Annotated in this window: 21 protein-coding genes; 9 read left to right on the forward strand and 12 right to left on the reverse strand. The window is 67.0% G+C overall.

Annotated features, from left to right (window positions below):
* Positions 1 to 28 precede the first annotated feature (28 nt).
* On the reverse strand, positions 29 to 1,894 hold the full coding sequence (locus SI859A1_RS11100) for a hybrid sensor histidine kinase/response regulator (protein ID WP_040325703.1): 1,866 nt from the start codon (positions 1,892 to 1,894) through the stop codon (positions 29 to 31).
* A 272-nt stretch (positions 1,895 to 2,166) separates the two neighbouring features.
* On the opposite strand from SI859A1_RS11100, the gene SI859A1_RS11105 reads away from it, so the two are divergent.
* The 7 genes from SI859A1_RS11105 (at position 2,167) to SI859A1_RS11135 (ending at position 10,460) form a co-directional block, all read left to right on the forward strand.
* On the forward strand, positions 2,167 to 2,988 hold the full coding sequence (locus SI859A1_RS11105) for an ABC transporter ATP-binding protein (RefSeq protein WP_202797867.1): 822 nt from the start codon (positions 2,167 to 2,169) through the stop codon (positions 2,986 to 2,988).
* Positions 2,985 to 4,967 carry an AMP-binding protein gene (locus tag SI859A1_RS11110; protein WP_009209862.1) on the forward strand — a complete coding sequence of 661 codons (1,983 nt, stop codon included), beginning with the start codon at positions 2,985 to 2,987 and terminating at the stop codon, positions 4,965 to 4,967. The genes SI859A1_RS11105 and SI859A1_RS11110 overlap by 4 nt, the downstream gene beginning before the upstream one ends.
* Complete coding sequence (locus tag SI859A1_RS11115) at positions 4,964 to 5,857, forward strand: branched-chain amino acid ABC transporter permease (RefSeq protein WP_009209863.1); 894 nt, start codon at positions 4,964 to 4,966, stop codon at positions 5,855 to 5,857. Before SI859A1_RS11110 ends, SI859A1_RS11115 begins: the two co-directional genes overlap by 4 nt.
* Positions 5,857 to 6,918: a branched-chain amino acid ABC transporter permease gene (locus SI859A1_RS11120; RefSeq protein WP_009209864.1), complete on the forward strand. Its 1,062-nt coding sequence runs from the start codon at positions 5,857 to 5,859 to the stop codon at positions 6,916 to 6,918. Before SI859A1_RS11115 ends, SI859A1_RS11120 begins: the two co-directional genes overlap by 1 nt.
* A 108-nt stretch (positions 6,919 to 7,026) precedes the next feature.
* Positions 7,027 to 8,259 (forward strand): ABC transporter substrate-binding protein, encoded by a 1,233-nt coding sequence (locus SI859A1_RS11125; RefSeq protein ID WP_009209865.1) that lies wholly within the window; start codon positions 7,027 to 7,029, stop codon positions 8,257 to 8,259.
* 73 nt (positions 8,260 to 8,332) lie between these two features.
* Complete coding sequence (locus SI859A1_RS11130) at positions 8,333 to 9,166, forward strand: ABC transporter ATP-binding protein (RefSeq protein ID WP_009209866.1); 834 nt, start codon at positions 8,333 to 8,335, stop codon at positions 9,164 to 9,166.
* A 55-nt stretch (positions 9,167 to 9,221) separates the two neighbouring features.
* Positions 9,222 to 10,460, forward strand: coding sequence for a phenylacetate--CoA ligase family protein (locus SI859A1_RS11135; protein WP_009209867.1), 1,239 nt, complete (start codon positions 9,222 to 9,224; stop codon positions 10,458 to 10,460).
* Positions 10,461 to 10,484: 24 nt separating this feature from the next.
* Here SI859A1_RS11135 and SI859A1_RS11140 read toward each other — a convergent pair whose 3' ends face one another.
* From SI859A1_RS11140 to SI859A1_RS11170, 7 genes are all read right to left on the reverse strand, one after another.
* A complete protein-coding gene (locus SI859A1_RS11140) occupies positions 10,485 to 11,132 on the reverse strand; it encodes a 2-dehydro-3-deoxy-6-phosphogalactonate aldolase (protein ID WP_009209868.1) in 648 nt (215 codons plus the stop codon).
* Entirely contained in the window at positions 11,129 to 12,040 is a 912-nt protein-coding gene (locus SI859A1_RS11145) for a 2-dehydro-3-deoxygalactonokinase (RefSeq protein WP_009209869.1), read from the reverse strand. Before SI859A1_RS11145 ends, SI859A1_RS11140 begins: the two co-directional genes overlap by 4 nt.
* A complete protein-coding gene (locus SI859A1_RS11150; protein ID WP_009209870.1) occupies positions 12,037 to 12,987 on the reverse strand; it encodes a Gfo/Idh/MocA family protein in 951 nt (316 codons plus the stop codon). The genes SI859A1_RS11145 and SI859A1_RS11150 overlap by 4 nt, the downstream gene beginning before the upstream one ends.
* A 73-nt stretch (positions 12,988 to 13,060) precedes the next feature.
* Positions 13,061 to 14,188, reverse strand: a complete 1,128-nt coding sequence (gene mmsB / locus SI859A1_RS11155; RefSeq protein ID WP_228240949.1) for a multiple monosaccharide ABC transporter permease — start codon at positions 14,186 to 14,188, stop codon at positions 13,061 to 13,063.
* 76 nt (positions 14,189 to 14,264) lie between these two features.
* On the reverse strand, positions 14,265 to 15,815 hold the full coding sequence (gene mmsA / locus SI859A1_RS11160) for a multiple monosaccharide ABC transporter ATP-binding protein (RefSeq protein WP_009209872.1): 1,551 nt from the start codon (positions 15,813 to 15,815) through the stop codon (positions 14,265 to 14,267).
* A gap of 155 nt (positions 15,816 to 15,970) precedes the next feature.
* A complete protein-coding gene (chvE, locus tag SI859A1_RS11165) occupies positions 15,971 to 17,044 on the reverse strand; it encodes a multiple monosaccharide ABC transporter substrate-binding protein (RefSeq protein ID WP_050767505.1) in 1,074 nt (357 codons plus the stop codon).
* Positions 17,045 to 17,100: 56 nt separating this feature from the next.
* A complete protein-coding gene (locus tag SI859A1_RS11170) occupies positions 17,101 to 17,904 on the reverse strand; it encodes a FadR/GntR family transcriptional regulator (RefSeq protein WP_244400970.1) in 804 nt (267 codons plus the stop codon).
* Positions 17,905 to 18,248: 344 nt separating this feature from the next.
* On the opposite strand from SI859A1_RS11170, the gene SI859A1_RS11175 reads away from it, so the two are divergent.
* Positions 18,249 to 18,995 (forward strand): SDR family NAD(P)-dependent oxidoreductase, encoded by a 747-nt coding sequence (locus SI859A1_RS11175; RefSeq protein ID WP_009209875.1) that lies wholly within the window; start codon positions 18,249 to 18,251, stop codon positions 18,993 to 18,995.
* Positions 18,996 to 19,033: 38 nt separating this feature from the next.
* Entirely contained in the window at positions 19,034 to 19,876 is an 843-nt protein-coding gene (locus tag SI859A1_RS11180) for a fumarylacetoacetate hydrolase family protein (RefSeq protein WP_040325704.1), read from the forward strand.
* A 117-nt stretch (positions 19,877 to 19,993) separates the two neighbouring features.
* Here SI859A1_RS11180 and SI859A1_RS11185 read toward each other — a convergent pair whose 3' ends face one another.
* From SI859A1_RS11185 to SI859A1_RS11200, 4 genes are all read right to left on the reverse strand, one after another.
* Entirely contained in the window at positions 19,994 to 20,578 is a 585-nt protein-coding gene (locus SI859A1_RS11185) for an ABC-type transport auxiliary lipoprotein family protein (protein WP_009209877.1), read from the reverse strand.
* 94 nt (positions 20,579 to 20,672) lie between these two features.
* The gene (locus SI859A1_RS20340) at positions 20,673 to 22,622 is read right to left on the reverse strand and encodes an MlaD family protein (protein WP_009209878.1); all 1,950 of its coding nucleotides are present in this window, start codon (positions 22,620 to 22,622) and stop codon (positions 20,673 to 20,675) included.
* Positions 22,622 to 23,470, reverse strand: a complete 849-nt coding sequence (locus tag SI859A1_RS11195) for an ABC transporter ATP-binding protein (RefSeq protein WP_009209879.1) — start codon at positions 23,468 to 23,470, stop codon at positions 22,622 to 22,624. Before SI859A1_RS11195 ends, SI859A1_RS20340 begins: the two co-directional genes overlap by 1 nt.
* Positions 23,451 to 24,584: an ABC transporter permease gene (locus tag SI859A1_RS11200; RefSeq protein ID WP_009209880.1), complete on the reverse strand. Its 1,134-nt coding sequence runs from the start codon at positions 24,582 to 24,584 to the stop codon at positions 23,451 to 23,453. The genes SI859A1_RS11195 and SI859A1_RS11200 overlap by 20 nt, the downstream gene beginning before the upstream one ends.
* Positions 24,585 to 24,661: the final 77 nt, after the last annotated feature.

Raw genomic sequence — 24,661 nt, forward strand, 5'->3', positions numbered from 1 at the left:
CTCCGGGCACGGGCCAGATCCTGCATCGTCAGGCTCCCGCCGTGAAGGCGGAGACGATGGCCCGCCGCTCGAACGGTTTCTGCAGGACGCGCACCCGCGGCGAGAGATCGGCCCGTACGCCGTCCTGGCCGAAGCCGGTCATCAAGACGATCCGCTTGCCGGGATGGCGCCGCTCGATCTCGGCGGCGAGGTCGACGCCCGACATGCCGCCCGGCATGGTGATGTCGCTGAGGACGAAGTCGATGCCGTCGACCGCGTCGAGAAGCTGCAACGCCTCGGCCCCACCACTCGCCTCGATCAGACGGGCTCCGCAGCCGAGGAGATCCCGGCGCAGCACGGTGCGGACCTCCTCGTCGTCGTCGACCAGCAGCACGAAACGGTCCTTCAGCCCGTCGGAGCAGTCCAGGGCCGCATCGCTTCCGGCCGCCGTGCCGTCTTCTGTCGGCACCTCCGCGGCGGGCAGACGCAGGGTGAAGATCGTGCCCTGGCCGGGGGCCGTGTCGAGCGCCACCGTGCCTTGCGAGGCGGTGACGAAGCCCTGCACCATGGTCAGGCCGAGACCGGAACGTTCGGTACCGGTCTTGGTGGAGAAAAAGGGTTCAAAGATCTTCCGCCGCGTGGCCTCGTCCATGCCCTTGCCGTCGTCGGCGACGACGATCACGACCGCGCCGCTCGCCGCGTCGCTTTCCGCCGCCACCCGTATGCGCCCTCCCGTCAGGCAGGCATCGGCGGCATTGACCACGAGGTTGATCAGGCTGGCTTCGAGCTGCGCGGGATCGACGAAGGCGTGGGGCGTGCCGTCGATCTCCACCGCGATGCAGGTGCCGTCATGCAGCGACGGGCGCACCAGTTCGACGATGGTGCGGATCGTCTCGCCGATATCGACCACGGCCGGCTCCAGCGGCTGGCGCCGCGCGACGGCCAGAAGCCGCCGCATCAGGTCGGCGCCCCGCCGCGTGGCGCGGATGGCCGGCTCCAGCATCTCCGCTTTCAGGGCAGGATCGTCGATCTTCGCGACCAGCGGCATCAGATTGCCGAGGATGATGGTCAGGAGATTGTTGAAGTCGTGGGCGATGCCGGACGAAAGCTGCCCGAGCGTCTCCATCTTCTGGGCCTGCAGAAGCGCCGCCGCGGCCTCCTTCTCCTTGGTGACGTTCACCGTCAGCACGTAGAAGCCGCGCGGCGTGCCGTCGGGGTCGCGATCGGGACGAAGAAAGGTGCGCGTGTCGAGAATCCGCCCGTCGGGAAAGGCGATCTCCTGGTCGAAATCCAGCGCCTCGCCCGTCTTGGCACGGGCGAAGAACGGCCGCACGCGGGCCATGGTGGCGGCGCTCAGCACCTCGTCATGGCGCCGGCCGGGGATCGCGTCGGGCGACAGGCCGTAGGCCCGGGCAAAGCGGCGATTGACGAAGCGGAACACCTCGTCCCGGTCGAGATAGGCGATGCCGGCCGGCACCTCGTTGGCGATCAGCCGCAGCCGTTCCTCGCTGCGGCGCAGGTCCTCGGTCTGGCGCAGGAGCCGCTGCTCCAGCCGCAATTCGCGCCGGCGCTGGTCGGTGATGTCGGTATAGACGGTGGCAAAGCCTCCCTCGGGGAGTGGCCAGCCGCTGACGCGGATGACGATGCCGTTGGGCCGCGTGCGCTCCAGCGTGTGCGGCTCGAAACGCCGTGCCGCCGCGACACGGTCGGCGACCATCGTCTCGATGTCGCCATGGCCGTATTCGCCATGGGCCGCGTTGTGGCGCACGATCGTCTCGAAATGTGTGCCCGGCTCGGCCAGCGCCTGCGGCAGGCCGACCAGTTCGACCAGCCGGCTGTTGGCAAAGACCAGCTTCAGATCCGGACCGAACAGGGTGATCCCCTGATCGAGCCGGTCGAGGCCGGCCATCAGCATGGCGAGCGTTCCCGCCTGCCCCCGCCCGGATGCCGCGACCCCCGCGCCCGTCTGTCTCTCTCCCAACGCCGCCGCTGCCTCCCTGTCCGGCCACGCGGCAGCCTAGCAAGGCGCAACCGCCATTGCATCGCTTCTGGAAAAACTCTCGCAACAATTGCCTGCCAGCGTGACACAGTGCCCTCGGGAGCGGGCATCGAAACGCGGGTCGTACGGCGCAGCAGCCGGTGCCCCGCGGACAGGTCGGCGGGCAGACGCCGACGGGAGGAAGAATTGTGACGTCAGGCGAACGCCTCCTGGAGGTCCGTGATGTCTCGCTGCGCTTCGGCGGCGTGCGCGCCCTGAGCAATGTCAGCTTTCACGTCGAGGCCGGCGAGCTGTTCTCGATCATCGGGCCGAACGGCGCCGGCAAGACCTCGATGCTCAACTGCATTTCCGGCCGCTACCGGCCGACCGAGGGCGACGTCCTCTACAAGGGCGGCTCGCTGCTGAAGCGTTCGATCAACGATCGCGCCCGCCTCGGCATCGGCCGCACCTTCCAGAACCTCGCGCTGTTCGGCCATATGAGCGTCCTCGACAACATCCTCGTCGGCCGCCACCACCGCCTGAAGAACAACCTGTTCACCGGCATGGCCTACTGGGTCGGCGGCGCCCGCACCGAGGAGCTGGCCGAGCGGCGGCGGGTCGAAGAGATCATCGACTTCCTCGAAATCCAGCATGTGCGCGGCGAGCCGGCCGGCACCCTCTCCTACGGGCTGCGCAAGCGGGTCGAACTGGCCCGCGCCATGGCGATCGAGCCGGAGCTGATCCTGCTTGACGAGCCGATGGCCGGCATGAACCTGGAAGAGAAGGAAGACATCGCCCGCTACGTCGTCGCGCTGAACCAGGAATTCGGCATGACCATCGTGATGATCGAGCATGACATGGGTGTCGTCATGGACCTGTCGGACCGGGTGATCGTGCTGGATTTCGGCAAGGTGATCTCCGCCGGCACACCCGACGCGGTGCTGGCCGACGAACACGTCAAGCGCGCCTATCTCGGCGAGGACGACGAGACGCTGGACGCGCTGGCCGCCGAGACGGGAGAACCGGCATGACCGCGCCCCTTTCCGTCAGCGGATCGGAACTGCCCTGGCCAGACGACACGCCGGAGGTGAAACAGGCCGCCGGTCTCGACACCCTGCCGAAGCTTCTCGCCCACAACGCCCTCCTGCACCCCAAGGCGATTGCACAGCGCGAGAAGGAATTCGGCATCTGGGTGCCCTATGACTGGGAGAGCGTCGAGACGCATGTCGCGCGCATGGCCGTCGGCTTCGCCGGCCTCGGCCTCGGACCCGGCGACATCGTCGCGCTGATCGGCGACAACCGGCCGGAATGGGTCTGGGGCGAGGTCGCCGCCCATGCCTGCCGGGCGATGAGCCTCGGCATCTATCGCGACGCGCTGGAAGAGGAGATCCGCTACCTCTTCGACTATGCCCAGCCGAAAATCGTCGTGGCCGAGGACGAGGAGCAGGTCGACAAGCTGCTGGCCTTGGGCGACGCCATCCCGAGCGTCGTCGCCATCGTCTACACCGACCCGCGCGGCATGCGGAAATACGACGATCCGCGGCTGATCCCGATCGAGACGCTGGAAGCGGCCGGCAAGGACGCGCTCGACCTCTCGCCCAATCTGTGGCGCGACATGGTCGGCGCGACGCGCGGCGAAGACGTCGCGATCCTGTGCACCACCTCCGGCACCACGGCCCATCCCAAGCTCGCCATGTGGACCGGCACCGCCTTCATCGGCCATGCGGCAAGCTATCTTCGGGCCGATCCGCGCGGGCCCGACGACGAATATGTAGCGGTCCTGCCGCTCTCCTGGGTGATGGAGCAGATGTATTCCGTCGCCTGGAACTTCCTTGCGCGGATGAAGGTGAACTTCCCCGAGGAAGAGCAGACCACGATGGCCGATCTGCGCGAGATCGGACCGACCTTCGTCCTGTTCTCGCCGCGCGTCTGGGAGACGGTCGCCGCCGACATCCGCGCCCGGATCATGGACAGCAAGCGCTGGAAGCGGGCGATCTACGACTGGGGCGTCGCCAAGGGCATGGCCGCGGTCGAGCATGGCGGCCATTCGGGCGCCGCCGACCTTCTCCTGTTCCGGCACCTGCGCGACCGGCTCGGCTTCACCAACCTGAAATCCGCGGCCACCGGCGGCGCCGCCATGGGGCCCGACACTTTCCGCTTCTTCCAGGCCATGGGCGTGCCGCTGAAGCAGCTCTACGGCCAGACCGAGGCGCTGGGCGCCCATACCATCCACAAGGACGGCGAGGTCGACAACGAGACGGTGGGCTATCCGATGCCCGGCTGCGCGCTGAAGATCCGCGACCCCGATCCCGAGGGGCTCGGCGAGGTGCTGGTCAAGCATCCCAACATGATGAGCGGCTACTACCGCAACGAGGCTGAGTCCGCGGCCAGCCTCGATGCCGAGGGCTGGTTCCAGACCGGCGACGCCGGCTACCTCACCGACAAGCGCCATCTCGTCGTCATCGACCGGATCAAGGATCTGGCGACCACCGCCAAGGGCGTGCGCTTCTCGCCGCAATTCATCGAGAACAAGCTGAAATTCTCGACCTATGTCGCCGAGGCGGTGATCCTCGGCAACCGGCGGGACTACCTGACCGCGATGATCTGCATCCGCTTTCCGATCATCTCGAAATGGGCGGAGGAGCGGCGGATCTCCTTCACCACCTATTCCGACCTCGCCGCCCGGCGCGAGGTCTACGACCTCTTGCGCGCCGAGGTGGAGCGGGTCAACGCGACGCTGCCCGCCCAGCAACGGATCGCCCGGTTCCTGCTGCTCTACAAGGAGCTCGACGCCGACGACGGCGAGTTGACCCGCACCAAGAAGGTCCGGCGCAGCGTGATTGCCGAGAAATACGAGGACATCATCGCCCGCCTCTATTCCGACGCCGACCACGTCGACGTCGACACGGTGATCCACTTCCAGGACGGCTCGAAGCAGCGCATCGTCACGACGCTGCCGATCGAGACGCTGGTACCGGATGCGGGCCACAGGCAGGAGGCAGCCGAATGAACACCGAACTCCTTCTCCAGCTCGTCATCAACGGCGTCATCGTCGGCATGCTCTACGGCATCGTCGCGATGTGCTTCGTGCTGATCTACAAGTCGACCCAGGTGGTGAATTTCGCGCAAGGCGAATTCGTGGTGCTGGGCGCCTGGGTGTGCCTTGCCCTCGTCGTCTCCCTCGGCCTGCCCTTCTGGCTGGCCTTCATCTTCTCCCTCGTCTTCATGACCCTGTTCGGCATCCTGGTGCAGGTGCTGCTGCTGCGCCCGCTGGTCGGCGAGCCGGTGATCTCGGTCATCATGGCGACGATCGGCCTGTCGATTTTCATGCGGGCGCTGATGAACTGGATCTTCGGCAACAACGCCGTGCGCTTCCCGCAGGTCTTCGACCGGAGCACCGTTTCCATCGGAGGCCTCAACGTCGAGACCGCCTATCTGATGAGCCTCGTCCTGTCGCTCATCGTCATGGTGATATTCTTCTGGTTCTTCCGCTATTCGCGCTGGGGCCTGGCCATGCGCGCCACCGCCTACAACCAGCAGGTCGCCCAGTCGCTCGGCGTCAATGTCGGGCGCGTCTTCGCCATGGCCTGGGCCATCTCGGCGGTGGTCTCGGGGATCGCCGGCGTCGTCATCGGCCTCGTCAGCGCCGTGTCCAACTCGCTGGCGATCATCGGCATCAAGGTGTTTCCGGCGGTCATCGTCGGCGGCCTCGATTCCATCGTCGGGGCGATCGTCGGCGGCCTGACCATCGGGCTTCTGGAGAACCTCGCCGAATTCGTCGACGGCCAGTATCTGCAGGTCGGCAACATGTACCAGGTCGCGCCCTTCTACGTGCTGATCGTGATCCTGATGATCCGTCCCTACGGGCTGTTCGGCACGCCCGACATCGAGCGCATCTGATGGCCCACGTTCCCAATCCGCGCCCGGCGGGCGACTTCCGCACCAGCTACAAGGCGGACCAGTCGCTGTTCTGCACCCATTTCGAGCAATGGGCGGTGGTCACGCTTGTCGTGCTGGTGGCCCTCATGCCGCTGGTCTTCGGCGGCTATGTCCTGTCGCAGATGATCCTGATCGGCATCTACGGGATCGCCGCCCTGGGCCTCAACGTCCTCACCGGCATGACCGGGCAGATCTCGCTCGGCCACGGCGCGTTTTTCGGCTTCGGCGCCTTTGCCTCGGCCTGGATCGCGTCGAAGGGCATCCCGGTGCTCATCGCCATCCCGCTCGCCGGCCTGATGACCACGGCGGTCGGCATGATCTTCGGCATCCCGGCGGCCAGGCTGAAGGGCCTGTATCTGGCGATCGCCACCCTCGCCTCGCAGTTCATCCTGGAGGATTTCTTCGGCCGGGCGGCGTGGTTCACGGGCGGGCCCTACGGCTCGCTGGCCGAGACGGCGACCCTGTTCGGCTTTCCGCTGAACACCGACGAGCGCTATTTCTACCTCGTCCTGTTTTGGGTGGTGATCTGCTTCCTGGCGGTGGCCAACCTCGCCCGCACCCGCGACGGGCGGGCGCTGGTGGCGGTGCGCGACCATTATCTCTCGGCCGAGATCATGGGCATCAACCTGACCCGCTACCGGATCATGTCCTTCGGCATCTCCAGCTTCTTCGCCGGCATCGGCGGCGCCCTCTACGGCCATTATCTCGGCTTCGTCTCCGGCGAGGGCTTCACCATCCTCCTGTCGATCGAGTTCCTGGCGATGATCATCATCGGCGGCCTCGGCTCGGTCTCGGGATCGCTGCTCGGCGCGGCCTTCATCCTGCTCTTGCCTCAGGTGATGGAAATCTTCGCCAACGGCCTCGCCGACGTGTTCCCCGCCATCGCCCAGGGCACCGCCTACATCAAGCAGATGTCGGTGGGCGCGGCGATCATCCTTTTCCTCGTGCTCGAGCCGGAAGGGCTTGTCCATCGCTGGCGGCTGATGCGGGCCAGCTGGAAGCTCTTCCCCTTCTCGCACTAGCCATCTTGCCCCGAACCCGGCGTCAGACCGGACGGGGCACCCCGGGTCCGGCGGGCTTCGCGGCACCGCCGCCTTCGGATCGAACCAGTCCGCGAACGGGAGGAAGACATGACCAAACTGAAGATCCTGGCTGGCGCGGCGCTCGCCGCCGGCACCATGCTCGGCACCGCGCACGCGCAGGACAGCGTGCTCGTCGGCCATCTCGCCGACTATACCGGCCCCACATCCTTCGTCGGCAAGCAATACGCGCCGGGCGTCGCCGACGCCTTCAAGCAGATCAACGCCGATGGCGGCATCGACGGCACGTTGGTCGAGCTCGACACGGTCGACTACGCCTACAAGGTCCCCGAGGCGATCTCGCTCTACAAGCGCTGGATCGGCAACGGCATGGTCGCGCTGCAGGGTTGGGGAACCGCCGACACCGAGGCGCTGATCACCTTCATCACCCGTGACGAGATCCCCAACATCTCCGGCTCCTATTCGGCGCATCTGACCGATCCGCAGGGCAAGAACCCCAACACCAAGCTGCCGGCACCGTTCAACTTCTTCTACGGGCCGTCCTATTCCGACGCCTGCCGGGCGCTGGTGCAGTGGGCCTCAGAGGACGCCAAGGCGAAGGGTATCGATAACCCGACCTTCGTCCATACCGGCGACAACCATCCCTATCCGAACGCCCCCAAGGAGGCCTGCGCCGCCTATGCCGAGGAGCTAGGCATGACCGTCGCGCCGCCGGTGGTGGTGCCGCTGGCGCCGGGCGACTTCAAGGCCCAGTGCCTGACCATCAAGGATACCGGCGCCCAGTACGTCTACATGGGCAATCTCGGCGGCTCGGTCGTGTCGCTGATCAAGTCCTGCAACACGGTCGGCGTCGAGGCGACCTACATGGGCAACCCCTGGGCGGGCGACTATCAGACGGTGGAAGCGGCCGAGGCGCAGAACCTGATCTTCCCGACCTCGACGCCGTTCTACGGTGCCGACGTCCCGGGCATGACGCTGGTCAAGACCATCCTCGAGAACGGCGGTGGGCAGGTCGGCGACCGGCCGACCCATCATTATCTGCGCGGCGTCTGCGCGGCCTACTACATGAAGGAGGCCATGGAGTGGGCAAAGGCCAATGGCGGCATCACCGGCAAGGGCATCCGTGACGGCATGTACCAGAAGAGCGAATGGGTGCCCGAGGGGCTGGAAGGCGTGTGCCTGCCCTCGACCTGGACGCCCGAGGATCATCGCGGCCTGATGACCGTGGCGATCAATTCCGGCTCGATGACCGACGGCAAGGCGGAGATCAAGGAGATCGCCGAGATCCACCTGCCGCGCCGCGACGACTGGCTCGGCCAGTAAGCCCGACCGCATCGGCCGGGGCGTTCCGCGTCCCGGCCGGCCGCATCCAGGGAAATGAAAAGGGTCGCCCCCCATGACCGTCGCAGAGCCGCTCTCCGCTCCCCAGCCCGCAACGGCGCCAGCCGAGGACATTCTCTCCCTCAACAATGTCGAGGTGATCTTCAACGACGTCATCCTCGTCCTGCGCGGCATGTCGATGGCTGCCAGGCGCGGGCAGATCACCGCGCTGCTCGGCGCCAACGGCGCCGGCAAGTCGACGACGCTGAAGGCCATCGCCGGCCTGCTGCACACCGAGGACGGCGCCATCACCCGCGGCTCGGTGTCCTATGAGGGCGAGGACATCACCCGCATGTCGCCGGACCAGAAGGTCTGCAACGGCATCTTCCTGGTCATGGAAGGCCGCGGCATCGTCCAGGACATGACGATCACCGAGAACCTCCGGCTCGGCGCCTTCACGCGTCCGAAAGCCAACATCCGCGAGGAGATCGAACAGGTCTACGAGTTCTTCCCACGGCTGCGCGAGCGCAGCGGCCTCGCCGGCTATCTGTCCGGCGGCGAGCAGCAGATGCTGGCAATCGGCCGGGCGCTGATGGCCAAGCCGAAACTGATCCTGATGGACGAGCCGTCCATGGGCCTGTCGCCGCTGCTGGTGAAGGAGGTGTTCGGCATCATCCGGCGGCTGAACCGCGAGCTCGGCATCTCGATCCTGCTGGTCGAGCAGAACGCCAACATGGCGCTGAAGGCGGCGGACTACGGCTACATCATGGAGAACGGCAAGATCGTCCTCGACGGCACCGGCGCCGAGCTCGCCGACAACGAGGACGTCAAGGAATTCTACCTCGGCGGCGGCGAGCGGCGCTCGTTCAAGAACGTCAAGAGCTTCCGCAGGCGCAAGAGATGGCTGTGACGGCGCCGCGCGCCCTGCCCCCGACCTGCACAGAACGATCCCGGAAGGCTCCGGCATGAGCGACCATTTCGACGACCGCGAAACCCGCGATCCCGCCGCCCGCGAGGCCCACCTGTTCGAGCGGCTGCGCGTGCAGTTGCGGCATGCGATCGACACCTCGCCGCATTACGCCGGCAGCCTCGCAGGCATCGATCCCGACGCCATCAGCGACCGGGCGACGCTTGCGGCCCTGCCGGTCCTCTACAAGTCCGACCTGATCGAGATGCAGGAGGCCCGTCCGCCCTTCGGGGGGCTGACGCCACGCGGCGCCGGTGGTTTTCGCCGGCTGTTCCTGTCGCCCGGCCCGATCGTCGAGCCGGAGGCCGAGCACGAGCACTGGCGCATGGCCCGGGCGCTTTATGCCGCCGGCTTTCGCCGCGGCGACATCGTCGCAAACTGCTTCGCCTACCATCTGACGCCGGCGGGCTTCATGTTCGACCACGCCGCCGCCGCGATCGGCTGCGCGGTGTTTCCGGGCGGCGTCGGCAATACCGAGACGCAGGTTGAGGCCTTCGCGAAGCTCGGCGTCGGCGGCTATGTCGGCACGCCGGACTTCCTGAGGATCATCCTGGAAAAGGCCGATGCGGCCGGCGTGGCGCTGGGCTCGGTGACCAGGGCGCTGGTCAGCGGCGGGCCGCTGTTCCCCAATCTTCGGCAATGGTACGCCGAGCGCGGCATCGCGGTGCGCCAGTGCTACGGCACCGCCGAGCTCGGCCTGATCGCCTATGAGGCGGCCGGTCCCGGCGACGGCATGGTGATCGACGAGGATGCGCTGGTGGAGATCGTGCGGCCGGGCACCGGCGATCCGGTCCCCAACGGCGAGGTCGGCGAGGTCGTGGTGACCACCTTCAACGCCGCCTACCCGCTCATCCGCTTCTCCACCGGCGACCTGTCGGCGGTGATGACCGGGCAAAGCCCGTGCGGGCGGACCAACCGCCGGCTGAAGGGCTGGATGGGCCGGGCCGACCAGACCACCAAGGTGCGCGGCATGTTCGTGCACCCGCGCCAGGTCGCCAACATCGTCCGGCGCTTCCCACAGATCGCTCGGGCGCGGCTGGAGGTCGGCGAGGATGGCGGTCGCGATACGCTGCTGCTGCATATCGAGAGCAGCGAGCGCGGCGAGGCCTTCGCCGAAACCGTGGCCGAGGCCGTCCGCGCCGAATGCCGGGTGCGCGGTGAAGTCGCCTTTGCCGAGGCCGGCGCCCTGCCCAACGACGGCAAGGTCATCGACGACAAGCGCGCCCTCGGCGTCTGAGCCGGGGACGTCGTCTGGAAAAGCCTACCGGCCCGCGGGAAACGCCGCGTCATAGGCGGCGATTGCCTTGTCGGCGCGCGCGCGCACCGTCGCCGCGTCGTCGCCCGGCTTGTAGAGCGACGAGCCGAGCCCGAAATGTCGGACGCCGATGGCGCCATAGGCGGTAAAGTCCGCTTCCGAGACGCCGCCGACAGCACCCACCGCGAGGTCCTTGGGCAGCACGGCGCTGATCGCCTTGATGCCGTTCGGCCCAAGCACATTCGCCGGGAAGAATTTCAGCGCCGAAGCGCCCGCCGCCGCCGCTGCCAAGGCCTCGGTCGGGGTGAAGACGCCGGGCATGGTCACCATGCCGTGGACCGCCGCGCGATGCAGCACCGCGGGGTCGACATTCGGGCTGACCAGCAGACGGCCGCCGGCCGCATGCAGCCGGTCGGTGTCGTCCGGCGTCAGCACGGTGCCGGCGCCGATGAGCACGCCGTCCGGCGCCATGCGGGCCGCGGCGGCGATCGATGTGAAGGCGTCCGGCGAGTTCAGCGGAATCTCGATGGCCTCGAAGCCGGCCTCCAGCAGCGCGCCGACGACCGGTTCGCAATCGTCCGGCGTCAGGCCGCGCAGGATCGCGACGAGGTCGCGCTTCAGCTTCGGCCATGGGGCGGAGCGAAGGTCGGTCATGCAAGAATCTCCCTGGCGGCGGCGAAGAGGCCGCGGCGCACCGCCGCGTCCGCATCGGCGGCCACGGCTTCGATGCCCGCCAGTTCGCATGCCACCGTATAGATGTCGAGAAGCTGTCCCGAGGCGACCAGTGTGACCGCCGGCGTCACGCCGAAGCGGCTGCGGGCGCCGGCGAATTCGAGGCCGAGAACGAGGCCTGAAAGTTGCGATCCGCCGTCGCCGCCCGCACCGACATCCAGGAGCCCGCCGGCGCGGATCGCGAACATGCGGTTGGTCGCTTCGGCGGGCGAGCCCAGCCCGGCGCGGAAGCCGTCGGCAAAACCGGCCCGATCGAAGGGCGCGGCAGGATCGGCCACCGAATGGCGCAGGATCGTGTGCTTGGCCACCGCGGCGAAGAGGTCGCCGGTGATGAAGGTGGCAAAGCCGGCGATGCGGCCCGCCTCCAGCGCGACCCATTTCGAATGCGTGCCCGGCATGCAGACGAGGTCGCGGCCATTGCCGCCGGGCCGCTCCGGCAGGCCGAGGATCTGGGTTTCCTCGCCGCGCATGACGTCCGGCGTCGATGCGTTGCGCTGCGCGACGCCCGGCAGGATGTACACCGGTCGCTCAAGGCCCGGCACGCGGCAGGCGCTGGCGGCGATGGAGGCGGCGGTCGCCGGGGTCTCGACATAGGGCGCCTCGACCCAGCCCTGGCGCGCACCGACCATGCCGCAGGCGATGACCGGCAGATCGGCGGCTGCGCCGACGGCCGACAGGTGCGCGTCGAGAATGGCGGCAAAGCCCTCCGGCCCGGCGGCGAGCATGCCCTCGTCGCTGCGGCGTTCGGCAAGGATCTCGCCGGCGGCGTCCAGCAGCCAGAGACGGAAGCTGGTGGTGCCCCAGTCGACGGCCGCGCAATAGGCGTTCATGCAGTGTCCCGGTTCGGTTGGTCGTGGAACGGCTCGACCGTCACATGACGGCCCAGCATGAACGCGTCGGCGACATGGCGGAGCGGTGCGAGATCCACGTCGGACCCGCCGCTCGCCACCAGTTCGGCGAAGCGTGCATAGATGCCGTCATATTCGGCTTCGGCCTGATCGACCACCGATTCCCCGTCGATCCACAGGCGCGCGCCGCCCGACGACAGGAGAAGATCGCCGGCATCGGTGCCGACATGGATGTCCCAGGTCTGCGGCCCGGTCTGGCGCCAGTCGAATTCGGCAGTCATCACCGCACCGGACACGCCGGCAAACTGCAGCGAGGCGGCGATCGGCGCCGCGCGGTTCTCCGGGATGGACAGTTCGCCGCCAGTCAGGAACACCGGCTCGGGCAGGATGTCCGTGACGATCGACAGCGCATTGATGCCCGGATCGAAGACGCCAAGCCCGCCCGGCTCCCAGATCCAGGCCTGGCCCGGATGCCAGTGGCGGACATCCTCCTTCCACTCCACCCGTACCGATCGCACCTGCCGTCCGGCAAGCCATTTGCGCGCCGGGGCGACGCCGGGGGCAAAGCGCGAATGCCAGGTGGCGAACAGGCTGACGCCTTGCGTCTCCGCCAGATCGGCCAGATGCGCAACCTCCGACAGCGTCGCGCCGGGCGGCTTTTCCAGCAGCACGTGCTTGCCCCGGCGCAGCGCGTCGGCCGCCATGCCATGACGCACCTGGGGCGGCACGCAGAGGGCGACTGCATCGATCTGCGGCATGGCGTCGAGCATTTCGGCGGGCGTCGCGAAGCGCGCGACCCCGTCGACGGACGCGCTGCGGCTCGCCGTCGCGACGAGCTCGAAGGCCAGGTTGCGGCCGATCGAGGGGATATGCTGGTCGCGGGCGATCTTGCCGACGCCGACGAGGCCGAGCCGGATCGGCGCGGTCATCGGCGCCCGCTCCCTGCGGACCTCGGTTCACCGGGGCGAAAGCCGCCCCGCTCTGGTTCACAGCGCAACCGGGTCACCCCTTGTTCTTGTTGTAGACGTCGAAGATGACGGCGAGCAGCAGGACGAGGCCCTTGATGACCTGCTGGTAGTCGATGCCGATGCCCAGGATCGACATGCCGTTGTTCATCACGCCCATGATGAAGGCGCCGATCACCGCGCCGACGATGGTGCCGACGCCGCCGGACATGGAGGCGCCGCCGATGAACACCGCGGCGATGACGTCGAGCTCGAAGCCGAGGCCGGCCTTGGGCGTCGCCGTGTTGAGGCGCGCGGCGAAGACGAGGCCGGCCAGCGCCGCCAGCATGCCCATATTGGCGAAGGTCAGGAAGGTCAGCCGCTCGGTCTTGATGCCGGAGAGCTTGGCCGCCTTCTCGTTGCCACCCAGCGCATAGATGCGCCGGCCGACGGTCGTGCGCGAGGTGACGAAGGAATAGAGCGCGATCAAGAGCGCCATGACGATGAGGACGTTCGGAAAGCCCCGGAAGGTCGCGAGCATCCAGGCCAGATAGAGGATCGCGCCGACAACGATGACGATCCGCGCCGCGAAGAAGGCGAAGGGCTCGTCCTCGCCGCCATGGGCCTGGCTGCGCATGCGCGCCCGCACCGCCAGGAACAGGATCAGCCCGGCCAGCGCCACGCCGAGGGCCAGCGACAACAGGTTGATGTCCTCGCCGCCGAAGAGGTCCGGAAGGAAGCCCGAGGAGATCAGCTGGAAGCCGCGCGGGAACGGCCCGACCGACTGGCCGGCCAGGAGCCAGAGCGTCAGGCCCTTGAAGACCAGCATGCCGGCCAGGGTGACGATGAAGGAGGGAATGCGCCAGTAGGCGATCCAGTAGCCCTGCATGGCGCCGATGACAGCGCCGACGAACAGGCAGATGACCCCGGCCAGGACATAGTTCATGTCCCAGTTGACGATCATCACCGCGGCCAGCGCACCGACGAAGCCCAGCACCGAACCGACCGACAGGTCGATGTTGCCGGAGACGATCACCAGCAGCATCCCCAGCGCCATGATGATGATGTAGCTGTTCTGCAGGACGAGGTTGGTCAGGTTGATCGGCTTCAGGAGAATGCCGTCGGTCATGATCTGGAAGAAGGCCATGATGACGACGAGCGCGACGAGAATGCCGTATTCGCGCATGTGTCGCCGCACGAAGCCCCAGGACGCGCCGGGTGCGGCCCGGTCCTTTTCCAGATCGATCTGCTGCGTCGCCTGTTCAGACATCGCTGTTTCCTCGGTTTCGGTGCCCGGCGCGGATGATCATCGCCATGATCTTCTCCTGCGTGGCATCTGACGTGGGGAGTTCGCCGACGAAGCGGCCCTCGTTCATGACGTAGACGCGGTCGGTGATGCCGAGCAGCTCGGGCATTTCCGACGAGATCACGATGATCGCCTTCCCGCTGGCGGCGAGTTGGGCGATGATCGCGTAGATTTCGTATTTGGCGCCGACATCGATGCCGCGCGTCGGCTCGTCGAGGATCAGCACTTCGGGGCCGGCGAACAGCCATTTCGACAGCACCACCTTCTGCTGGTTGCCGCCGGACAGGTTGATCACCTCCTGGCCGATGCTCGAGCTCTTGATGCGGACCCGGTCGCGATAGTCTCGCGCGACGGCCGTCTCCTTCTCGGAATCGAGGACGATGCCGTTGGCGACGCCCGGCAGATTGGCCAGTGGGATGTTGCGCCGGATCGTCTCCTCGAGGACGAGACCGTAGGTCTTGCGGTCCTCGGTGACGTAGCAGAGGCCGTTGTCGATCGCCCGCGAGATGGTCGAGACGTCGACCTTGCGGCCGTCGATCTTCACCTCGCCGGAAATGTTGACGCCATAGGCGCGGCCGAACAGGCTCATTGCGAGCTCGGTGCGCCCGGCCCCCATCAGCCCGGCAATGCCGACCACCTCGCCGCGCTTCACATGCAGGCTGACGTCGTCGACCACCTTGCGGTCGGAATGGATCGGGTGATGCGCCGTCCAGTTCGACACTTCCAGCACCGTCTCGCCGATCTTCGGCTCGCGCGGCGGAAAGCGGTCGGTCAGGCTGCGGCCGACCATGTCGCGGATGATATCGTCCTCGCTGATCGTCCCGGTACCGCAGTCGAGCGTCGAGACGGCGCTGCCGTCGCGCAGGACCGTGATGGTGTCGGCGACCTTGGCGATCTCGTTCAGCTTGTGGGAGATCAGGATCGAGGAGATGCCGCGCGCCTTGAACTCCAGGAGCAGATTCAGCAGCGCCTCGGAATCGGTTTCGTTGAGGCTTGAGGTCGGCTCGTCGAGGATCAGGAGCTTGACCTCCTTGGACAGCGCCTTGGCGATCTCCACCAGCTGCTGCTTGCCGAGGCCGATATCGGTGACCAGCGTCGTCGGCGATTCCTTCAGCCCAACCTTGGCGAGCAGTTCGCGGGTGCGCGAGAAGGTCTCGTTCCAGTCGATGATGCCGTTCGTCGCCCGCTCGTTGCCGAGGAAGATGTTCTCGGCGATCGACAGAAGCGGCACCAGCGCCAGCTCCTGGTGGATGATGATGATGCCGAGGCGTTCGGAATCGGAAATGCCGGAGAAGCGGCATTCCTCGCCCTGATAGGTGATGGCGCCGTCATAGGAGCCGTGTGGATAGACGCCGGACAGCACCTTCATCAGCGTCGACTTGCCGGCGCCGTTCTCGCCGACAAGGGCGTGGATCTCGCCCGCCTCGACGCTCAGGTTGACATCGTCCAGCGCCTTCACACCGGGGAAGGTCTTGGTGATGTTGCGCATTTCCAGGATGGTCGTCATGGCGGCTCTTCCGGCAGATCGGCAGCCGCGGGCGGCGCCTCGATCCGAATGGATGGGTCACGGCGCTTCGGCCGTCCGTCAGGAAGCCGTGGCCGCTCTGGTGAACGGCCACGGCGTGGCAAGGGCGGACGCCGGCAGGCGCCCGCCGGATCGCCCTACTTGATCTGGTCTTCGGTGTAGTAACCGCCGCCGACCAGGACCTCTTCCCAGTTCTCCTCGGTGACCAGCACCGGCTTGAGCAGGTAGGACGGCACCACCTTGACGCCGTTGTCGTAGGTCTTGGTGTCATTGACCTCGGGCTCGTTGCCCTGCAGCACGGCATCGACCATGTTCACGGTCACCTTGGCGAGCTCGCGGGTGTCCTTGAAGATGGTGGAATACTGCTCGCCGCGCAGGATCGCCTTGACCGAGGGGACCTCGGCGTCCTGACCGGAGACGATCGGCATCTTCTGGTCGCCCGAGCCGTAGCCGACGCCCTTCAGCGAGGAGATGATGCCGATGGACAGGCCGTCATACGGCGACAGAACGCCATGCAGCTGCTGGTCGGTATAGTTGGCCGACAGCAGGTTATCCATGCGGGCCTGCGCCACCGCGCCGTCCCAGCGCAGCGTGCCGACCGTGTCCATGCCCATCTGGCCGGAGACGATCTTGACCTTGCCCTCGTCGATCAGCGGCTGCAGCACGCTCATGCCGCCGTCGTAGAAGAAGTAGGCGTTGTTGTCGTCCGGCGAGCCGCCGAACAGCTCGACGTTCCAGGCTTCGGCATCGGGGAAGCGCTGCTCCAGCCCGGCCACGAGGGACTCGGCCTGCTGCACGCCGACCTGATAATTGTCGAAGGTGGCGTAGTAGTCGACATTCTCGCTGTCGCGGATCAGGCGGTCATAGGCGATCACCGGAATGTCCATCGCCGCGGCGTTGGCCAGGACGTTGGAGAGCGTCGTGCCGTCGATCGAGGCGATGACCAGCGCGTCGACGCCCTTGGTCACCATGTTCTCGATCTGGGCGAGCTGGTTGGGAATGTCGTCTTCGGCATATTGCAGGTCGGTGGCATAGCCGGCCGCCTCGAACTGCTTGACCATGTTGTCGCCATCGGCGATCCAGCGGGCCGAGGATTTCGTCGGCATGGAGATGCCCACGGTGCCCTTGTCCTGCGCGCTCGCACCGAGCGGCACCGACAGCGCCATGACCGTCGCGGCAAGCCCCGCGATCAGCGTCTTCGTCACGTTCATGATTGTCCTCCCTGGACCTTGGTTCGGCGCATGACGCGCCCTCTGCAATGCTCCCGTCACGGCGCGGACCTTGCGCCGTGATCCCGTTCGCGGTGGCCGGCATTTGTATCACCGGCCTCGCCTGCATCGTCGCCCCGGGTGCCGTCGTCGGCGTAGAGGGCGAGGATGACGTCGTTGAAGGCACTCTCGATGAGCCTCCGCATGAACAGTTCCGCCGCCTCCCGGTCGCCGGCGAGGATGGCGTCCATCACCCGGCCATGCTGGCGCAGCGTCTCCTCCTGCGGATTCTGCCGCCAGGACAGGGAGAAGGAGATCGACAGGCTGCGCTCGATCATCGCGCCCAGCGACACCAGCATGGGGTTTCCGGTCGCCTCGAGGATGACCCGGTGGAAGGCGAGATCGGCGGCAATCAGCTCCGGCGAGCCGCGCGGGTTCTCGCGCATGCCGGTCATGGCCGCCTGGAGCCGCGCCGCCTGTTCCGGCGAGATCCGGTCGCAGGCAAGCCGCGCCGCCTGGGGCTCGTTGATCAGCCGCATTTCGTAGAGCGACTCGATGAAGGGCCGCCGGATCGCCGCGGTCAGGTGCCAGCCCATCACGTCCGGGTCGAGCATGTTCCACTCGATCCGCTCGCGCACCCGCGTGCCGACCTTCGGACCGACGCTGACCAGCCCCTTGGCGACCAGATGGCGGACGGCCTCGCGCACGACGGTCCGCGAGACCCGGTATTGCGTCTGCAACTCCTTTTCGGTGGGCAGTGCCTCACCGCAGGCCAGCCGGCCGGACGCGATCCGGCGGCCAAACGTGGCCGCCAGGCTCATGGTGCGGCTGGCCCGCTCGCCATGCATCGTCCGCGCATTCACCTGAAGCACCTTGCCGAGCCTCCCCCTCTGCAATGGTCCGATGATTGCGTGAAGTATCGCCCGGAGGCAACCGCGAATTGCTTCGACTATGGTCTATAGTCGTACCTTACCCTTATAGTCGTACCTTACCCTGCCCATCGGCGAGCCGCGTCGGTCGACGATGCCGACGGGTGCGCCCCTGCCAGCGCGGCCCGACCGGCCCATCCCGTCGCCGGATCAACGTATACATTGCAACCGCCGGGTGGATATGGCATCCCGGCGGGAACGCGATGGCGGCGAAGCCGCGGGCACCGGCTCGGCGGGACGGCGCGAACGGCCATCGGCGCGACTTCTGGGGGGATGTCATGAACAAAATCGATCTCGACGGCCGCACCGCGATCATCACCGGCGGGGCGCGCGGCATCGGCTATGCCACGGCCGAGCGCATTCTCGAGAGCGGTGGATCCGTCGTCCTTTGGGACATCGACGGCGCGGCGGTCGACAAGGCGGTCGCGGATCTGGGCGCGCGCGCCAGCGGCACGGCCGTCGAACTGACCGACGAGGCGGCCGTCGCCGCCGCGACACGGCAGGCGATGGACGCTGCCGGCAAGATCGACATCCTGGTCAACAATGCCGGCATCACCGGCGGCAACGGCAAGACCTGGGACCTGGCGCCGGACGTCTGGCGCAAGACCATCGAGGTCAATCTGATCGCGCCGTACATTACCAGCCGGGCGATCGTGCCGCTGATGATGGAGGCCGGCTACGGCCGGATCATCAACGTCGCCTCCATCGCCGGCAAGGAAGGCAATCCCAACGCCTCGCATTATTCGGCGTCCAAGGCCGGCCTGATCGGGCTGACCAAGTCGCTGGGCAAGGAGCTCGCCGGCACCGGCGTCCTCGTCAACTGCATCACCCCGGCCGCCGCGCGCACCTCGATCTTCGACCAGATGAGCCAGGAGCATATCGACTTCATGCTCTCCAAGATCCCGCTGCAGCGCTTCCTCGAGCCGGCCGAGGTCGCCGCGATGATCGCCTGGCTTGCCTCGGAAGACTGTTCCTTCACCACCGGCGCGGTGTTCGACATTTCCGGCGGCCGCGCCGTCTACTGATCCCTCCCCAACCCATCGACAGAATGCGAAAGGACGCCATGAAACTCGTTCGCTACGGCCCCGCGGGCCAGGAAAAACCCGGCATGATCGATGCCGACGGCCAGCTGCGCGATCTCTCCGGCCAGGTCGCCGACATCTCCGGCGAGGTCCTGTCGGACGCCGGCATCGCCAGGCTCGCTGCGCTCGACCCGGCCTCGCTGCCGGCGGTCGACGGTTCGCCGCGTTTCGGCCCCTGCGTCGGCCAGACCAGCAAGATCCTGTGCATCGGCCTCAACTATTCCGACCATGCCGCCGAGACCGGCGCCGAGCCGCCGACGGAGCCGATCGTCTTCGCCAAGGCGCTCAACGCGCTCTGCGGCCCGAACGACGACGTCGAGATGCCCCGCAACTCGCAGGCCCTCGACTGGGAGGTCGAGCTGGCGGTCGTCATCGGCACCAAGGCGAAATACGTCTCGGAAGCCGACGCGATGAACCATGTCGCCGGCTTCGCCGTGATGAACGACGTTTCCGAGCGCGACTTCCAGACCAAGCGCCAGGGCCAGTGGACCAAGGGCAAGAGCCACGACACCTTCGGCCCGCTCGGCCCCTGGCTGGTGACGCGCGACGCCGTCGCCGACCCGCACAACCTCTCCATGTGGCTCGACGTGAATGGCGAGCGCCGCCAGACCGGCAACACCAGCACGCTGATCTTCAACGTGCCGCATGTGGTGTCGTACCTGTCGCAGTTCATGACGCTGATGCCGGGCGACGTCATCTCCACCGGCACGCCTCCGGGCGTCGCCATGGGCATGAAGCCGCCGCAGTATCTGAAGGTCGGCGACGTCATGACGCTCGGCATCGAGGGCCTGGGCGAGCAGAAGCAGACCGTCATCGCCGCCTGACCGGCCATGCACTGACATCGAAAGGCCTCCGTCGCGATCCGCGGCGGAGGCCTATTTGTATTCGGGCTGTGAAACGTCGCCGGCAACTGCGCTGGCGCGCGGCCGGTGCCTTTCGGCCTAAACGAGCTGGATCGTCCAGTCGACGATCTCGGCGGAGACCTGTTCGAACGCCTTGTCCAGCGCCGCGACGAAGGCCGGGTTACCGGCGCCGTTGACCGGAGCCTGCGCGTTGAAGATGCGGGTGCGCAGGACGGTGCCGTTGCGATCGTTCAGCACCTTCACCGAGATCTGCACCTCGGCGGTCGCCGCCCCGGTGACGTTCACCTCGAAGCGGCGGATCTCCATCACCAGCTGGTAGTCGATCGCCAGCCCCTGCCCCGGCACGCCGATGGCGCCGATCGAACCGGTGTTCTCGAAGGCCTGCAACAGGCGCAGCTGGACGAGCCGCGGCAGGCGGTCGCTCCACTGGCTGTCGCCGAGGAACTGGATCGAGTTGGGCGACGGCTTGATGATGATCCGCTTGCTGTCGATCGTCTCGAGCGCCGTCGGCTCCGGAATCAGGAGCTGGCGCCGGGACTTGCCTTCGCGCACGTCGCTGAACGGCGGCGGCGAAATCTCGTAGGTGTCCGGCGGGGTCGACGCGCAGGCCGAAAGTCCGAGCGCCAGAAGCGCGACAAAGCTCGATTTCAGTGCTGCGCGCATAAAATTGGTACACCTTGACCCGGTCGCCGACAGCCCCGGTTGCTTGCATCCGCAACCCGGCCTGTCAACGAAAGCTTTCGTTTACCCACAGCCGTTAGCGGCGGGTGCGGCCGTCATACTGCTTCACATCCTCGCCGCCGTAGATCAGCCGGCTCGGATTGGTCGTGAAGTCCTCGACGGCACTGTCGATGCGATCGACCGTGCGATTGACGTTGCTGATCAACCCGCGCACTTCGCGCAGCCCCTCCCCGGAGAAGCGCTGGAGATTGGCCGAGATCGGCGTCACCTGCGTCTGGATCGAGTCCGCCGCCCCGCGCACCGAGCGCAGCGCCCGGGCCAGATCCACGCCCAGGCTGGTGCCGTCGCCGGCGCCCGCCAGCACCCGGTTGACCGAGTTCACGACGCTGTCGATGCGGCCCGAGGCGGCCGAAAGCTGTTCGCTGGTCGTCTTGGCGTTGGTGATGATCGCGTCGATGTCCTCGCGCCGGGCGCCGACATCATTGGCGACCTTGGCGATGGAATCGGCCGCGGCGGCAACGTTGCCGGTGGCGGCGGAGACGTTCTCGACCGCCGTGTTCACCTTGCCCGGATCGATCGAGGCGAGCAGCGTGTCGAACTGGGTCCGCGTCTCGGTAAAGCCGGTCAGCGTCGTGTCGAGGGTCTGCACCGTGCGTTCGACGCCGTCGATGATCGACTGGATCTGCTCGGTCTTGCCGCTGACGGCGCCCGTCACGCGCTGGACGTCGCCGATGGCCTGGTTGACCGTGGCGGAATCGACCGAACCGATGAGCGCGTTCGCCGAGGCGACTGCCTCGTTGAAGCCGGTGCTCGCCTGGGTGATGTTGTCGGTGATCGGGCCGAGGCTCGCCAGCAGCTTGTCCACGTCCTCGCTGCGCTCGACGATGGTGGTGGTGATCCGGTTGACGTTCTGCGCGGCGTTCGACGCGCCGGCGATCGCCGAATTGATCGCTTCCTTCTGGGCGCCGATGGTCTCGGCCAGCGACGAGACGTTCTCGGCCGCCGAGGAAATGCCCTCGATGGTCTTGGACACCTGCGCCGGGTCGATCGCCGCGACGACCGTGTTGGCCGATTGCAGCGTCGTGTCGAGCCGGTCGGCCACCGCCGTCGCCTTCTCGGCCAGCGGACCGAGATTGCTGACGAAGCTGTCGATGCCGGTGGTGTTGCGGCGGATCACGTCGCCGACCTCGCCGACGCTGTCGGCCGCCGTCTGCACCGAGGCGAAGATGCTGTCGAGATTGTCCGACTGGGCACGCAGCGTGTCGGAGACGGCGGCGACATTGTCGACCACCGTGGTGACCGACGCCGGGTCGACCGCGTCGAGAATGTTCTTGGCCTGGCGGATGGCGCCCGGCAGCTCTTCAGCCACCGTGTTCGCCGAACTCGACAACTGGCTGAGGCTGGTGAGGAAATTGTCGATGTCGTCGGAGTTCTCGGCAAGGCTCGCCGTGAAGGTCTCGATGTTGCGCGAGGTCTGGGCGACGTTCTCGACGGTCGTTTCGACCGACGGTCCGACGGTGCCCACGAGGCTCTCGAACTGGCCGAGAATGCTGTTGGCGCGGTCGGCGATGTCGCGCGCCGTCGCCAGGATGTCGGTGACGTCGGACGGATTGGCCTTGATGACGGGGACGGTCCCCTGTTCGGCGGCTTCGCCGATGATGTCGGCCTCGTCGGCCTGGCCGCCCTTCAGCTCGACGAAGGCGGCGCCGGTCAGGCCCTGGAAGCCGATATTGGCCTGGGTCGATGCCTTGATCGGCAGGTCGGGATCGACCTCGGTGGTCGCGATGACGACTTCGGGATTGTTGGAATCCAGCCGCAGCGCCTTCACCGAGCCGACCGGCAGGCCGTTGAACAGCACCTGGCTGCCCTGCTGCAGGCCGGTGACCGAGCCCTCGATGCGCACCAGCAGCCGCACGCGCTCGCTGCCGCTGGTGGCGAAGATCGCCCAATAGACGAAGCCGAAGGACAGGGCGATGACCAGCATCGTGAACAGCCCCACCCGGACGTAATTGGCTTTGGTTTCCATCAGGCGGCTCCCACGGGGGCATTGGCGGTTTGGGTCGGCTGGACGATCGTGCGGGCGCGCTTGCCACGAAAATACGAATGCACCCAGGGATGGTCGAATTCCAGCATCATCGACAGCGGCCCCTCGACCAGCACCTTGCGTTCGCCCAGGACCGCGATCCGGTCGCAGGCCTGGAACAGGCTGTCGAGGTCGTGGGTCACCATGTAGACGGTGAGGCCCAGCGTATCGCGCAGGGTCATGATCAGCTGGTCGAAATCGGCGGCGCCGATCGGATCGAGACCGGAGGTCGGCTCGTCGAGAAAGACGATGTCGGGATCGAGTGCCAAGGCGCGGGCCAGCGCGGCACGCTTGATCATGCCGCCCGACAGTTCGGACGGGAACTTGTCGGCCGCGTCCGGCGCAAGGCCGACGAGGTCGATCTTCAGCCGCGCCAGTTCTTCCATCAGGCCGGGCGACAGATCGAGATATTCGCGCATCGGAACCTGGATGTTCTCCAGTACCGTCAGCGAGGAGAACAGCGCGCCATGCTGGAACAGGACGCCCCAGCGGCGCTCCACGGCCAGCCGCTCGGCATCGTTGGCCCGCTCGTAGTCGGTGCCGAGGATCTCGATCGTGCCGGCCTGCTTGGGGTTCAACCCCAGGATGGTGCGCAACAGGACGGACTTGCCGGCACCTGACGGCCCGACAAAGCCGAGGATCTCGCCACGCCGCACGTCGAGGTCGAGGTTGTCGAGAATGGTCTTCTCGCCAAAACTCACGGTCACGCCGGTCGCGCGGATGATGACGTCGTCATCGTCCGGCGTGGCGCGGCCGTTGGGCGAAGGCCTATCAGAGTCCGATGGATGCATAGAAAATCGCGAACAGGCCATCCATCAGGATGACGAGGAAAATGGATTTGACGACGGATGCGGTGACGCGCAGGCCGAGGCTTTCGGCGCTGCCGCCGACCTTCATGCCTTCGGCCGAGGCGATCAGGCCGATCATCACCGCCATGAACGGCGCCTTGATGACGCCGGAGAACACGGTGAACATGTCGACGGAGTACTGCACGCCCTGGCCGAAGCTGGCAAAGCTGATGTCGGAATAGATGTTCAGCGTCAGCATCGCGCCGAGGAGGCCCGCCAGATTGGCGATGAACGCGAGGAGCGGCAGCACGATGACCAGCGCCACGAGGCGCGGAAACACCAGGACGCCGATCGGGTTCAGGCCGATGACGTGCAGCGCGTCGATCTCTTCGCGCATCTTCATCGAGCCGATCTCGGCAGTGATGGCGCTGCCGGACCGGCCGGCGATCATGATCGCGGTCAGAAGCACGCCGATCTCGCGCAGGATGAGGATTGCAGCGAGATTGACGGCATAGAGCTCGCCGCCGAAACGCCGAAGCTGGAACGCGCCCTGCTGGGCGATGATGGCGCCGATGAGAAAGCTCATCAGGAAGATGATCGGCACCGCGCGCAGGCCCATCTGCTCGACCTGCGCGAAGATCGCGGCGGGGCGGATCTGGGTCTTGCCGGTCAGGCGCTGCACGCCGCCGACCATTGCGCCGCCGATGATGTTGAGCGCGACGACGATCTCGTCCTTCACCGCCACCGATCCACGACCCGTGGCCGCGACGAGGTCGAGGATGCGGTTGGTCTTCCGCTTCTCCGGCTGCGGCCGCTCCCGGTCGAGCGCCTTGCGGACGACGTCGAAGAGCGGCTGGTCGCGTTCGCTGACGGCCTCGAGCCGGACGTCGCGGCCATTCGCTCCGAGGCCGCGGACGAGCTTTTCCAGAAGCAGTGCGCCGGCCGTATCGATGCGCGCGACGTCGCCGCAATCGACGACGACCTGCCGGCCGAGATCGGCCGCGCCGGCCTCGGCAACGGTGTCCTCGACCGAGCCGACCGTGCGCGCCAGCCAGTCGCCCGACGCCCGCAGCACGAGCCCGCCGTCACGCTTCTCGCCTTCGAGAGCAGGCGCCACCGTGGAACGGCGGCCTCCGGCCGGACCGGAGGATGGGGCTGCGGAGCCATCAAGCATCGATATGCGACTTCACTCCT

Source organism: Aurantimonas manganoxydans SI85-9A1, from assembly GCF_000153465.1.
Classification (GTDB): Bacteria; Pseudomonadota; Alphaproteobacteria; order Rhizobiales; family Rhizobiaceae; genus Aurantimonas; species Aurantimonas manganoxydans.

Bases quoted from the DNA above. Each gene is read 5' to 3' on its own strand.
- SI859A1_RS11140 (WP_009209868.1), bottom strand. From the start codon at position 11,132: ATGACCGACCTTCGCTCCGCCCCATGGCCGAAGCTGAAGCGCGACCTC.
- mmsB (WP_228240949.1), bottom strand. From the start codon at position 14,188: ATGCGCGAATACGGCATTCTCGTCGCGCTCGTCGTCATCATGGCCTTC.
- SI859A1_RS11135 (WP_009209867.1), top strand. From the start codon at position 9,222: ATGAGCGACCATTTCGACGACCGCGAAACCCGCGATCCCGCCGCCCGC.
- SI859A1_RS11175 (WP_009209875.1), top strand. From the start codon at position 18,249: ATGAACAAAATCGATCTCGACGGCCGCACCGCGATCATCACCGGCGGG.
- SI859A1_RS11115 (WP_009209863.1), top strand. From the start codon at position 4,964: ATGAACACCGAACTCCTTCTCCAGCTCGTCATCAACGGCGTCATCGTC.
- SI859A1_RS11110 (WP_009209862.1), top strand. From the start codon at position 2,985: ATGACCGCGCCCCTTTCCGTCAGCGGATCGGAACTGCCCTGGCCAGAC.
- SI859A1_RS11100 (WP_040325703.1), bottom strand. From the start codon at position 1,894: ATGCTGATGGCCGGCCTCGACCGGCTCGATCAGGGGATCACCCTGTTC.
- mmsA (WP_009209872.1), bottom strand. From the start codon at position 15,815: ATGACGACCATCCTGGAAATGCGCAACATCACCAAGACCTTCCCCGGT.
- SI859A1_RS20340 (WP_009209878.1), bottom strand. From the start codon at position 22,622: ATGGAAACCAAAGCCAATTACGTCCGGGTGGGGCTGTTCACGATGCTG.
- SI859A1_RS11125 (WP_009209865.1), top strand. From the start codon at position 7,027: ATGACCAAACTGAAGATCCTGGCTGGCGCGGCGCTCGCCGCCGGCACC.
- SI859A1_RS11180 (WP_040325704.1), top strand. From the start codon at position 19,034: ATGAAACTCGTTCGCTACGGCCCCGCGGGCCAGGAAAAACCCGGCATG.
- SI859A1_RS11120 (WP_009209864.1), top strand. From the start codon at position 5,857: ATGGCCCACGTTCCCAATCCGCGCCCGGCGGGCGACTTCCGCACCAGC.
- SI859A1_RS11145 (WP_009209869.1), bottom strand. From the start codon at position 12,040: ATGAACGCCTATTGCGCGGCCGTCGACTGGGGCACCACCAGCTTCCGT.
- SI859A1_RS11150 (WP_009209870.1), bottom strand. From the start codon at position 12,987: ATGACCGCGCCGATCCGGCTCGGCCTCGTCGGCGTCGGCAAGATCGCC.
- chvE (WP_050767505.1), bottom strand. From the start codon at position 17,044: ATGAACGTGACGAAGACGCTGATCGCGGGGCTTGCCGCGACGGTCATG.
- SI859A1_RS11195 (WP_009209879.1), bottom strand. From the start codon at position 23,470: ATGCATCCATCGGACTCTGATAGGCCTTCGCCCAACGGCCGCGCCACG.
- SI859A1_RS11130 (WP_009209866.1), top strand. From the start codon at position 8,333: ATGACCGTCGCAGAGCCGCTCTCCGCTCCCCAGCCCGCAACGGCGCCA.
- SI859A1_RS11185 (WP_009209877.1), bottom strand. From the start codon at position 20,578: ATGCGCGCAGCACTGAAATCGAGCTTTGTCGCGCTTCTGGCGCTCGGA.